The organism is Sulfidibacter corallicola, assembly GCF_017498545.1.
GTDB classification, from domain to species: domain Bacteria; phylum Acidobacteriota; class Holophagae; order Acanthopleuribacterales; family Acanthopleuribacteraceae; genus Sulfidibacter; species Sulfidibacter corallicola.
Genome location: NZ_CP071793.1, coordinates 9,607,195 through 9,619,155, shown reverse-complemented (window position 1 = coordinate 9,619,155; position 11,961 = coordinate 9,607,195). Strand labels below are relative to the sequence as shown.

Below are 11,961 nucleotides of genomic sequence, written 5' to 3'. Positions count from 1 at the left end.
TACCTACCGAAATCATCCAGGAAGTGACGAGCCCGAAATGGACCCGGCAAAAATAGTGGGCAGTCACCTTTTTTGATCTTCCAGAACTTCAAGCGCTAGACTCACCTCGCACTGCATGGGCTCAAGTTCTGGCGAAAACAGAGAATGGAAATCGGCTTTGACGCTCGTGACGACACACAGCACCCCCGAATACATCGTCCCGAATAGAAACAGCACCGAATGCGGGGCTGCCACTAATCTGGCATCCTCACGTTCAGGTACCTGCCGGCTTCGCAACCATGCGACCTGTTCCATTACGGGGCCCTGGAACAGATGAATCTTGAATTCGATCTTACGCACATCCCCAGTCACGAATTGGTACCGTGGCCGGTCTAATCCTGGAACCTTGATCGCGGCATAACTGGTGGTTTTGCTATCCGTGATCTGCTCAGGATTCAACGGGAATTCAAGTCGTTCCTGGTTGATCGTATCGATCAGCATGCCTTTTTCGGGTGGCTTATTCCACTTCATCGATTGCCGCCTTACCGGTAATGCCGCGTTTGACTGTCGCGGATGTTTTCCAAAACGGAGCGTGCGATTTCGCGGCCATCCACCTGGGTGCTGAGGTTCAGGGAAATCGGTCGGTCAACCTGGGCAGCGAACAAGGCCTTGATCGCGGCGAGTTCCGCTTGAACTGCATCAAGTTGCCCGGCCATTTCCATGCCGCGCATTTTCGCGGGTTCAGGTCGGGTCAACAGGTCTGCCAAACGCGAATGACGCTGATCATTTTTTCGCGAACGTGCCTTGGAACTAGCCATCGGCCTGGCTGCCACGTCCGGCATGGGACCCAAGCGAGGCGTGACCCACATTCGACCCGCAAAGGTGCCGGGCATAGAACCCGCCAACTGTGGCGTCACCGAAAGCGTGGTCGCGAGGGGTCGCGATATGGGGGCCAATGGCGTGGAGCGTTGCGGCCGGGTTGTCCAACGAAGTGCGGCTTCGTCGGAAACGGTCGCGGGAGGTGGTATCAAACCGGCAACTGCTTTGCCCGGGATTCCCGAACCGGGCCAGGCGCCCGCCAGGTTCCGTGCCAAAGTGCTGATCTTGCTCAAGGCCTTCTCCATGCCCTGGAACAATGGCGTATTTCTCAATGCTTGGACGCCCGCCCTGATGGTTCGGAACAAGTTGCGAATTCGACCGATCAGGCCCTGAATCGGTCGCCCGAAATGTTGAACGGTGGCGCGCCATTTGGTTTTCAGCGCTTCGAGGCCAATTTGGAATGCACCCACCAACGACGTGCGTGCATTCTCCCCGATTGCCAAAAAACCTTGAGAAGCGGTGCGAACGAGCGATCTGAAATCGAAGGGCCGCGAAACCTTCAAGCCCGCCAATAAGGTAAAAAGCGAACGGACTTTGGATGCAATGATGTCAACGCCCTGACCGGTCAATCCGAGCCATTTTCCTATCGAACCCATTCCGATTCGAGCAAGGGATCGGAAGGGCCAGGCCAGGAGTTTCACGACATTGGCGCTCACGCCGCCAACGAGTGACGGCAATTGCCTGAAGGGCTGAAGCGCTTGTTTCGTGAGCCAGGTAAGCGGGAAAATAAACCAGGAAAAGGCCCGTCCCACCCGCATCAAGGTTTTGGAAACGCCCTGCCATGCGGTGATTGTGCGATCGGCGGCAGTCTCCGCCAGATCTCTGAAAAACCGGAATGGCGTCATAAGGTAGCGCCCAAGCGCGGCACCGATGTCCTTGATGCCCTGCCAAACCGTGATTCGTCCAGACAACGCTTTCCAAACGGTAGAGACGGTCTCGCCAAGAAAAACGAAGCTTCGGACCAGCAACCGAATCGGGAGCACGTTTTTGTACAGGCCGGAAACCACCATGGGAATGGTCGTCGAAAGGAATCGAACCAATCCACCCACCGCCCCGATGCCCCAGGTGATGGTTTTGAGCAAGCCGGTCACCAGGGTCAAAACGCCCTTGAGCAGATACGCAGCCCCTTGGACCGCCATGCCTACGACCTTTCCGACGACGAAACCGACAGTTTGAAAGGCGGGATGGTTGATCGCATTGCCCACGCCGAACAGCGATTCCACAATGGCCACTCCCGCGGCTTGGAGTTCCCAAAAGGCGGAACCCAGCGCCTTGACTGTCGGCGCCAAGATGTTGCCAACCTTTGAAAACGCCTCGCCCATCGCATTCCCGAATGCGACCACCGCCGAACGGACCCGGTAGAACAACCGAAACAATGAAACCGCAAAGTCCCAAACGCCTGCGGCCTTCATTTGGTCGTGCAGTTTGGCGGAAATCTGACCGGTTCCATCGGATAGCGACATGATCAGGTCACGCGCACCTCGCGCAAACAGCCGAATCTTGGTCCACAGGTTGGTGAGCGTCGTTCGCATCCCGCCGAAATTGGTCTTCCAGGCCCGTTTGAGAAGGATCACCCCGCCAATCACCGCCGCGATGCCGAGCGTGATCGGCAGGAAGTTGGCCGCGATGGCCGCCATCGCCCCCTTCACACCGACGGCGATCGCCGCGAAACCGGCCTTGATCCCTGGCACGATCACACCCACCAGGCCGATCGCCGAGATGACGCCGCCGACCGCGACCAAGGCCGCACCGATGGCGCTGACGGTGACCATGAGACCCCCAGTCAATCCGGGATAGGCGCGCGCCAGTTCTTGGAGCCGCAAAAGGACCGCCGAGATACCGTTGGTGATCGGCGTGATGACGGGAACCAGTGTGCGACCAAGGATTTCGGCTAGGTTCCGTGCCTGTTGGCCGATCAGCCGAAACCGCGAACCGATGTCGATGTTCATGGCATGCGCCATTTTTTCCGCGTTGGCTGTGCCGGTCTTCATCGCACCGGCAATCGCGTTGATGTTGGCTTCAAGTGGCTCCAAACCCTTGATCATCTGGGTCACAAATTTATAGGCCTCATCGCCCAGGGCTTCTTGAAGCGTGCGCGACTGCATCGATTTTCCCAGATCGGGAAAGCGGTTCTTGATCTCCCTCAAAATGGGGACAATGCCTTTCATTCGATCTTGGGCATCCGTGAAACTCAAGCCCAACGTCAGCCCCGCCTTGGAGGCTTTCAGCGCGAAGCTTTTGTACAGCGTGCCGGCCTCGCCTCCGGGCATCGAGCTTTGTAAGGTCCCCAAGATGGCCAATTGTTCCTGTAAGGGGGTATTGGCGATGGCGGCCACACCGCCGATGTTCTTGATCGCGTCCGCCATTTCCTTTCCGTTTGTCTTGAACGATTTCACGGTTTGGCTGAGCGCACCGGAAAGCGCCTCGCCGAACTGCATGTCGGACAGGTCCGCCATCATCGGTTTGAAAATGCCGTAACTCGTCGTGAACGCGCCAACCATCTCTTGAATGCTGGCCTTGGTTGCTTTGGCGGTGAGAGCCGCATTAGCTGTGAATGCGCCTGTCGCTTCGTCGCTCAAACCCGAAATCGCTGACCGCACGTCATAGGCGGCACGGATGAACTCGCCCTTGGTGAAGCCCGCCCATTGGTTGACGAAGCGTTCCGAGGCGAGTTCGAGCGCATTCAGGTCTTTGACACCAAGGCTCGCCAGAGTGCCGAGCGCGGCCTGTGTGTCAGCGTAGGACGCCAGCAATCCGGCTGGAACCGCAAGGGTGCTGATTCCGGCACCGACCGCCATCATGCCTGTTTGCATCCGATCGAAATTGCGGTCGATCCGTTTGGATACGGCCGCCACCGTCGAATCCAGACTTAGTACGGACGAACGAACCCGGTTGGCCGTGTTCGTGAACAAGTCACGCATGCTGATGACCACGCCCAAGCCGAGTTCGTTCATGTCGCCGCCTTCCGTTCCAGGTCAAGCTGGTTCATGAGTGCTGCCACGAATTGCTCGCGCTGCCGAAGTGTCAGGCCTGCCACTTCAGAGAAGGGCCAGTGTAGGCCGCCATAGGCCAGCGCGAACGCGTCCGCGGTCAACGGAGATTCGGGAACAAAAAATCCGGCTCGACCTCCACTCGGGTAGTCAGCCGTGTGCCGCAGGCTTCGCATGCGTGGTCGATTGATGTGTCGACGCCACCATCAACCGCTTGCATCTCGCGACGGAGCGCCACGCGATCTCGCATCGAAAGATCGGCCAGCGTCTTTTTGGTCGGTGGTTGGTCGTTGATGGTACGGATCCGCATCATCAGCGCGGTGGAAACCGTCGGCTCGGCGATCGCCGCCAGTCGCTTTTCGGCATGGCCGTCCAGCAACCCAAACGTGATTCGGGTTTGGCTGGGTAACACCACCGAGAAATCACGCTCTGACGGATATGGCCGAACGGGGAGCTGTCCCAGGTCGACGGCGATCACTTGTTCATGACCGCAGGCCGGGTTGGTGCAAGTCAAATTGAGATCGAGGTCGGAACCCAACGAGACCTTGCGCAACTCGATTAAGAGCGCCAGCCGATCACCGGCCAGCAAATCGAGCACGTCCGTAGCGGTGATGTCGGTCTTCTCCCCGATCCGAAGTACGCAGTTCTCGAACACCTTGTTGATGGCCTCGCCTTTCCGGACCAGCCGTTCGTTGGTCAAAAGTTCTTCCTCGCGACCGGTCAATTCGCGAATCTCGGCCTCGGTGCCGCTCGGCAAGATGACGGTATACATGCAAGTCACTCCTATCTATCCGGTTATTCCCAGTATTGATAGCAAAGGGTCAGTTTCTCAATCAGGTTTTCCGAGCTGCCGCCTTCCAACTCGTCGTATTCCAAGGCCTTGATCCAGGCGCCGTGCAAGGTCCACCGTCGAGTCTCGCTCCCGCTCCGGTCGTACTGGACCAATTCCACCTGGCGCATGTAGTCTGACGGCAAGGCGCCGTTACCCGCGTTGACGTCGACAATCGCGGTGATCCAATCGCGCGCAGCCTGTTCGCTCCCGTCCTGGAGCACGCCTTTTTCGAGGGTGATGTCGTCGAATTTGACGCGTCCAGCAAGCTTTTGGGGGAACATGCTGCCCGCGGGGTTGAAGGTGACTTCCTCGAATTCGGTTTTGGGGAGATTGGACTTGCTGAACAACGCCACGTCGAAACCATTGATTTCGACCGCGAATTGCCAACGTTGATAGAGACCTTTGGGCATGTTGCCAGGCTTCACAGGTTCACCTCACAGGCGCGCGCGGCGCAGGTTATCGGCGGTTGCCGGTGTAGATTTCTTGGAAGTTGGCGCCGGTAGGTGTCAGCGTGAAATTCAGTTCCACCATTTCGGCGGCCTTGACCGGCGTGACGAAGATGCGGACGCCGATTTCGTTGCGATCGATCACGGCTGGCGGATTGGTGTCTTCGTCGCACTGGACGCGATAAGCCGCCAAGCCGCCCTTGTCCTGCACCTCACGAAGGAAGGGGTTCAGCGTGCGTTTGATGGCGCGCCAAGTCTGCTCGTTGTTAGGCTCGAAAACCACGAACCGCGATGACTTGGAAATGGCTTCTTCTAGGTAGATCATGAGGCGTCGCACGTTGACGCGATCGAGCGCGGTGGATTGGCCCCAAAGGGTTCGTTGACCCCACACCGTGACACCCGAATCGTCGAAGACGGCAATCGGGTTGATACCCTCGGGATAGAGGGCGTCCATCTCGCCCTGGGAAAGCCGGTAACCGACGCCGAGAACGTTGAAGACTCGGCCGCGCGCAATCCCGGCAGGGGCACGCCAGACGTAGGCGGACAGATCGGATCGGGCGTAGCAACCCGCCACCGCACCACTCGGCGGAATAAGTCGATCACGGCCGGTCACCGGATCGGAGATCTTGAGCCAGGGATAGTACATCGCCGCGTAGGACGATTGAATGGGGGCGTGGCTGTAAAGGCCCTCACCCTTGCGAAAGTCGATGACCTCGAGGGGCTCGAGCAACATGGGCGGGTCCACCAGGAACATCAGGTCTCTTCGGGATTCTGCCAGGGCGGCACCCGCGGCGATCACTGCCGAGGACGACACGCCGGGCACCGCCAGCATATTCAACGCGTCTCGTTCCTGGAAGGCATACAGGCCGGTGTGCTGGGAGGGGTCGCCGATGTAGTCCTGATCGGAAAGGCCGGTCAGGCCGTCGTCGCCACTGGCAAGCGGTGAGGCGCCCACCTGCGGTTGGTCGTCGGTCGAATTCGAACCGGGATTGAGGTCTTCTACCACAATGAATGCCGACACGCCGTTGACGGCCAGCTCGCAATGGTTGGGGGCGTTTTCGTCCATCGACAGGTCGCGGAACACCTCAACTTGTTGGCCGCGATACCGAACAGCCAGATCGTAGGTGCCGGTCCCCCGACCTGATTCAGACGCGATCACTTCCAAGTAATCACCCCAGGAGCCTTCGCTGGCAGCGGATACGGTGAGGGTGTCGCCCGCGCCGCTTCCTCCGGCAAGGGAGGCGACTGCGAACGGGGCAACAACGCCCGAATCTTCGGATTCGGCCAATATCACTGCCGATGCCTGAACGGCCAGGGCCGCGCGCAACTCGGCGACCGTCGTGATCGGAATGCCGCCGCTGTCGGTGGCAAGTCGGATCGTGACGGCATTGTCGGCCACATCGACGGTCAGAGGTGAATCGTTGCCAGTCGCCAGTACTTCAATGGTGATCGCATTCCCGGCCGCCCCTGCAACCGTTGCCGTCCATGTGATCTCGTCGTTGCCGGCGGTTCCGGTTGTCAAGGAGGCGGCGACCTGCCGACGGTCACGCAAGGTCGTTGTCGCCCGCCTGGCGGTTACGGATGCCCGGTTGGTGGGATCGGATAGGTGCGCGATTCGGTTGACGAAGAGATTGCGGCCGCCATTGTCGAAAAACGACCGGGCTGCATAGGCCAAATACCCGTTGGCCGTATACCCACCAAAGCGGTTGGTGTACTGTTCCCAACTCGTGACCAGTTGCGGTTGGTTGATCGGTCCACGTTCGGCGACGCCGACCATGCCAGCCGTGGATGTGGAGATTTGCCGGACGTAATAAGAAAAGTCGGTTTCCTTGGTGTAGACACCAGGACTGAGATAAGCCGTCATGTCGCCTCCCTATCGGTTGCTCGACCGCTTGGTGCGGCGACGCGGTTTCGGTGCGGTCCTGCCGGATCCGGTTTGGGAAGCGGATGGCGTTTGACGTTCCTTCAAATCGGGCAGGATCTTGATGAACCCCCGGTGCGCGGCCAGGACGATTTCGGGTGAAATCTGGTCGGCAGGAACCGACAGCACCTTTCGGCTTCCCAAGTGGACCGCGTCATGATCTCCGGTCGTGTTCAGAGTGATGGGCTGAAACAGTAGGTTTCGAATCAGGGGCACAGTGACACCTCTTGGTCGGGATGAATCGTGATGGTTTCGTGTTGGCAGCCCTCAAACGCGACCATGCGATCACGAATGAGCTTGCCGGTTTGAAGTGCCCCGTCGAATATCGGGCAGTCCTCCACCCGGAACTGACCGGACGCCTGGCGCAAATTCGACAGATTCACGCGTGCGACCGAACCGAGCGGCTTGTCGACGGTGAGCGTCAACGTGCCGCGGTCGGCAACCTGCAATTGCGGATGGCGCGCGAAAAACCGGGCGACGACCTCGTGGAATTGGATCAATTCTCGTTCGGTTCGCGTGGTCACGATCAGGTCGAACACCAGGTGATACAAGCGCGGGAAACGGCCTTCGGTGTACGTGAGGTTTGGCAGGTCGCGGTTAATGAAGGTGGCCATCGTGCGACGCCGCTTGTGTTCCTCAAGGACGGGACCTTGCAGAATCACCGAAGGCAGGCGCTTGACTTCGAATGGGTCGTCCTTGGGCACCAAGATTGTATTGCCGTCGATGTCTGCCTGACAAAGCCTGATCAGCGATTCGATGGTCAGAAGTAGGGTATCCAAGGCGGCGACTCCAATGTGGGGCACTTCCTTTTCTACCTACCGGGATGGCGAGCCAAGTGTCGAAGCATCAAAACGCAATGCTCGATAAAAAACGCCGGCAGCACTGGGCCTGACGGCGTTTGATTACGAGCAAGAGAAACGGAAGGGATGTGGCCTAGAGCGACTTCAATCAGTGGCTGTTACCTTTTCTATAGCCACAAGCATGGGGTCAAGGTCACTTCCCTCGACCCTGATGCCGTCGACGAAATAGGTCGGAAATCTTTTAATCTCTAGTTCTTCCACCTCTCGATCTACATGGGATCGGTATCTTTTCCAGGCGATCGGATCCAAGGGGCGCATTTCCGGGTCAAGTTGGGCGATGAATGTTGCAAGCTCGGATGGGCTATGAGAAAGGGCGTGGACCTTACTTCTCGAGGACCAAAAGGTGCCCTCAAACTGTGTGTTCCAAAGGTATGTTTCGAGAGGTTGGCCCGGTTCCTCAGAGACAAACTTGGTCACCACCCTAATTCCGTTGGGTTTCTCGCGGATCAGGTTGTCCAAATTCTGGAAACCGATACGACAGTAGACGCAGGAAAGAGATGTGTACTCGATAATCGTGACGGGCGCCGAATCTGACCCGGTCGACGGCGCGCTTTCCTGCTCGATGAGCACGGGTACCTTTGCTTGGGTCTTCAGCCTCGCCATCAATTGGTTGTTTGCGTATGCGAGAAACAAAATCAAAAGGGTCGCGAGTACCGGATAAATTCGAAGGAGTGTACCCGAGAAGCTAACCTTTTCATTTGGCATACTTTCCACCGAAGAAGTGCCGGGCGGTCATCTTAAAAATCACTGGATGTTTCGCCACGAAGGCGTTCACATCTTGCTTTTTGACTTTGGCGATACCAGCCTGTTCCTCATCATTGTCAAAGGTCGCCACGTAGGCAAACTCTCCGTGAAAGCCGAGAATCCGCTCGTAGGCTTCCCAAGAGTATTTGAGTTCGATCGGTTCGCCTTTGGTGTTGTACCCATGAACAGGTTTGTCAACGGCAGGGTTTTCTGAATAGGCCATGACAATCAAGTTCCCGTGTGGATCAATCAACCAACTTCGAACGCCCGGACAATGGGTTGGAAAGTCACGTTCGGTATGGTGCGCAGCATTCGGGTCAATGCCCATGATTCGGAGATCTTCTTTCGACTCCTCGATATGGTTCTGAAACATCGATTCACCCCATTCGGGATTAAACAATGGCTTGAGTGCGCGATGCACCGTTCCAACGGCCTTTTTGGTTGTCATATCGAAAACCCAGAACTTGTATTCGTCGTCATCCTTGACGTAAACGAAGCGACCTGACCGATCTATTTTCATTCCATAGGAGGGTCGGCACGGTGAATAAGCGTCGGCGTCAAAGCCAAATGATTGCAATTCTGTCAAGGTCATCAAGGTAAGAGGTGGCGCGTCATTGTCGATGAAGAGAAGTGGGGTATCTTTCTTTAAATAGAAGGGGTTCAATATGCAAGCCCATCCGTTGACAACAGGTAGGGAAAGGTATTCCGTGACGAAAAAGCCTTTCTGGCTTTTCAAGCGCTCAGCATGAACGGATACGCCGTCGGTAGAAAATTTTTTGAAATACTTTGAGTCTTTGATAATCAAATGGTCACCAATATAATACAGAGACTTTGGCGACATGGCGCTGTCAGGACCCTCACCCTTTTTTACAAAATTATTCAGACGCTTCCCCTCTTTTGAGTACTGTGTAACAAAGGGTTCGTGCGCATTTAATGTGTATATATTACCAGAAGCGTCTATGACGGTCGATTTCGAGGAAAGCGGCATGTAATAGTCAACGGAAACTTGCCACTCGGGAATTACGGCCAAAACGGCAACAGCAATGAAAAACATGTGTCTTCTCCGTTCAGGCCGGGAAGAATGACTTCTTTCCGGCCTGGTGATTAATTATCCTACTTTGAGTTCCGTTTAGATGCAGGCTTCATAGGCTCTTTGAGCCGCACGGAGACAACGTTCTTGGGCCGGGCCTATTTCGCCGCCGTCTCCCATACAGCCATTGATATCATCCATCCATTCTTGTTGGCAATGAAGATCGTTGTCGCGGCTTCCCGCAAAAGACCACATGGAAAATGACCCATACATCAACGATACTGCCACGACGAGGCAGAGGTAAAGGTTTTTCATTTTGGTTCTCCTGTAAAGCAGATCGGAATACGCGAGGACAGCACCGCATCCCGATCGCTTCGGTTATATTTCTAGACTGGGATTACTCTTGTGGCCACAGAAGAGAATGATAATCAAATCAAATGGATGATTCAAGATGTTTTAATTTTAATTCAATATTTCACAATACAGTATTTAAAAACATTGAATGATAGTAACTACAAGCAGCATGCAAACTGCAACATTGATAAGAAGGAAGACTGCGAGCTCAAAGTGCCGGTTTCCATCAATAAAACAAATTCTTCGAAGGCAAAGGGTTTGTCTGAGTTTGTGAATTCAATCATGCAACAGCCTTTTGAATGGCCTTTCGATAGTTCCCGACCATTTCCCCTCGCATCTCGTCGAACACCGGGTGCAAAAATGGCCGTGCGGGAATCACGATCAGCGTGCCGTTCGGCATCCGAATCGTTGCGCCGAATTCCATAACCGCACCGATGTTCACCAGGTCTTCGCCTCGCTTGTTCGTCGCACCGCGCATCAAGCCCACGATGGCCTTATCACCCATGATCTTTTGCGTGATCGCGTTGATCAAATAGCCTTCATCGATCAGAGCCTTAGATGAACCTTTATTGGCGATCGTCGATGGTGACAATGCGACAAACTTTTGGCCGCCAGGTGCTTGGCTGATGATGCCCTTTTTGATCGCCCGAACCAGGATGATTGCGTTCTTGGTCGTGGCTTTTCGGAGTTCAACGGCCAGCCGTGCACCAAAATTCGAACCCACGTTCCGCTTCAACTCGTTCCAGTCACCGGTACGTTTCATGCCCATGTCTGCCACAACCTCATGTTTCGATGATCTCGACCAATTCCAGTTCCCAATGGGTCACGACGCCGAACAAGTCCTTTTCCACCCGTGTCTGGACCCGATAGGTTTGGCCACTGACTTCCAACCGGTCACCGGCCTGGATGACCGAATCCGGGAAGGTGCTGGCCTTGGCGTCAATCGCGTTCGTGACGTCAATCGGCGGGGTGCGAATGATCTCGATGGGTTCTTCACCAACCTCATCCCAGCCGTCGGGATCGGGGCCGAACAGGCGCTCGCCTTCGCCCCGTCGTAGCACGCGGGCCCTGGTATCGCACGCCTCGATCATTGCTCGGAAGACTTGGCGGATGTCGTCCGCTTCCCGGCTTGTCCACATTACAGGTCTCGCCCCTGTTCATAGATGACCGTGGCCAAGTTCGGCGTGATCAGCCCGCAATCGTCACCTGGCGACGACGGTGTCGGCCGAGCTGCCGCCAGTCGTTGTTGGTAGTGCGTGCGAAGGTCCTTTTCAAGGTTGGCCCATTCGACCGGCGTGCGGCTCCGGTCCACACTCTTGTCGCCGCTCGACACGTCAATGACCGTCGCCGTTCGCGCCCGCATGAATTGGCAAGCGTGGATCTGTGCCAGGATCAGGAACAATTCGCGTGTGTCGGCGTCCGGTTCCGGCGTGATCGCGCCCGCATCGATTTGGAATGTGCTGTCAAGATCGCGGCCCACAAAAAGGACCGCCTTGGACACGAAGCGTTCCGAGGCGGCCTGAGTGAACAGCCCGTGATCGGGATCGGCAAGATCCACTTGCAGGTCGACAATCAGGTCAGCCACCCGCATCGGTCAATTCCCGTTTGCGTTTCCGCAACGCGTCTTGCACGGTGCGGCGGGTTTCCTCGGTCAGCAGGTGGTCGATTTCGCCAACATCCGTTAACGCCGCTGCCGCGTCACACGCGTCGCTCCAACCCATCAAGGTGATTTCGTGACGGGTTTCAAGTTCCGGTTTCGAAGTGTCGACAGGATCAACCGCCACCAAAAAATCGTTGGCCAAGGCCGCTTTGATCTGCGGCGTCTCCGAGCATTCGCACGTCTCGCCAGGATTCAGACGCGCATGGGCATCGGCGACGATCAGCACGTTGGGGCGCATGTTTTTGACCCGCATGATGGCCACCTCC

At 56.5% G+C, this 11,961-nt stretch carries 14 protein-coding genes; all 14 read right to left on the bottom strand.

Going from position 1 to position 11,961, the window contains the following annotated elements; genetic code table 11:
* Positions 1-63 precede the first annotated feature (63 nt).
* The 14 genes from J3U87_RS29075 to J3U87_RS29010 all read right to left on the bottom strand — a co-directional run bounded on the left by J3U87_RS29075 (position 64) and on the right by J3U87_RS29010 (position 11,948).
* Positions 64-510: a hypothetical protein gene (locus tag J3U87_RS29075; RefSeq protein WP_237379298.1), complete on the bottom strand. Its 447-nt coding sequence runs from the start codon at positions 508-510 to the stop codon at positions 64-66.
* An 11-nt stretch (positions 511-521) separates the two neighbouring features.
* Complete coding sequence (locus J3U87_RS29070; protein WP_237379297.1) at positions 522-3,812, bottom strand: phage tail tape measure protein; 3,291 nt, start codon at positions 3,810-3,812, stop codon at positions 522-524.
* A 136-nt stretch (positions 3,813-3,948) separates the two neighbouring features.
* Complete coding sequence (locus tag J3U87_RS29065) at positions 3,949-4,620, bottom strand: T4 family baseplate hub assembly chaperone (RefSeq protein ID WP_420038230.1); 672 nt, start codon at positions 4,618-4,620, stop codon at positions 3,949-3,951.
* A gap of 23 nt (positions 4,621-4,643) precedes the next feature.
* The gene (locus J3U87_RS29060) at positions 4,644-5,105 is read right to left on the bottom strand and encodes a phage tail protein (RefSeq protein ID WP_237379295.1); all 462 of its coding nucleotides are present in this window, start codon (positions 5,103-5,105) and stop codon (positions 4,644-4,646) included.
* 31 nt (positions 5,106-5,136) lie between these two features.
* A complete protein-coding gene (locus J3U87_RS29055; RefSeq protein ID WP_237379294.1) occupies positions 5,137-6,990 on the bottom strand; it encodes a phage tail sheath C-terminal domain-containing protein in 1,854 nt (617 codons plus the stop codon).
* Between the two features lie 9 nt (positions 6,991-6,999).
* Positions 7,000-7,263 carry a hypothetical protein gene (locus tag J3U87_RS29050; protein WP_237379293.1) on the bottom strand — a complete coding sequence of 88 codons (264 nt, stop codon included), beginning with the start codon at positions 7,261-7,263 and terminating at the stop codon, positions 7,000-7,002.
* A complete protein-coding gene (locus J3U87_RS29045) occupies positions 7,254-7,826 on the bottom strand; it encodes a hypothetical protein (protein WP_237379292.1) in 573 nt (190 codons plus the stop codon). Before J3U87_RS29045 ends, J3U87_RS29050 begins: the two co-directional genes overlap by 10 nt.
* A gap of 165 nt (positions 7,827-7,991) precedes the next feature.
* Positions 7,992-8,612: a DsbA family protein gene (locus tag J3U87_RS29040; protein ID WP_237379291.1), complete on the bottom strand. Its 621-nt coding sequence runs from the start codon at positions 8,610-8,612 to the stop codon at positions 7,992-7,994.
* Positions 8,602-9,705 carry a hypothetical protein gene (locus J3U87_RS29035; protein WP_237379290.1) on the bottom strand — a complete coding sequence of 368 codons (1,104 nt, stop codon included), beginning with the start codon at positions 9,703-9,705 and terminating at the stop codon, positions 8,602-8,604. Before J3U87_RS29035 ends, J3U87_RS29040 begins: the two co-directional genes overlap by 11 nt.
* Positions 9,706-9,780: 75 nt before the next feature.
* Positions 9,781-9,996 (bottom strand): hypothetical protein, encoded by a 216-nt coding sequence (locus tag J3U87_RS29030; RefSeq protein ID WP_237379289.1) that lies wholly within the window; start codon positions 9,994-9,996, stop codon positions 9,781-9,783.
* Positions 9,997-10,315: 319 nt separating this feature from the next.
* Complete coding sequence (locus J3U87_RS29025) at positions 10,316-10,804, bottom strand: phage virion morphogenesis protein (RefSeq protein ID WP_237379288.1); 489 nt, start codon at positions 10,802-10,804, stop codon at positions 10,316-10,318.
* A gap of 13 nt (positions 10,805-10,817) precedes the next feature.
* Positions 10,818-11,174 carry a hypothetical protein gene (locus J3U87_RS29020; protein ID WP_237379287.1) on the bottom strand — a complete coding sequence of 119 codons (357 nt, stop codon included), beginning with the start codon at positions 11,172-11,174 and terminating at the stop codon, positions 10,818-10,820.
* Positions 11,174-11,626, bottom strand: a complete 453-nt coding sequence (locus J3U87_RS29015; protein WP_237379286.1) for a hypothetical protein — start codon at positions 11,624-11,626, stop codon at positions 11,174-11,176. Before J3U87_RS29015 ends, J3U87_RS29020 begins: the two co-directional genes overlap by 1 nt.
* Positions 11,613-11,948, bottom strand: a complete 336-nt coding sequence (locus tag J3U87_RS29010) for a hypothetical protein (protein ID WP_237379285.1) — start codon at positions 11,946-11,948, stop codon at positions 11,613-11,615. Before J3U87_RS29010 ends, J3U87_RS29015 begins: the two co-directional genes overlap by 14 nt.
* Between the last annotated feature and the right edge of the window lie 13 nt (positions 11,949-11,961).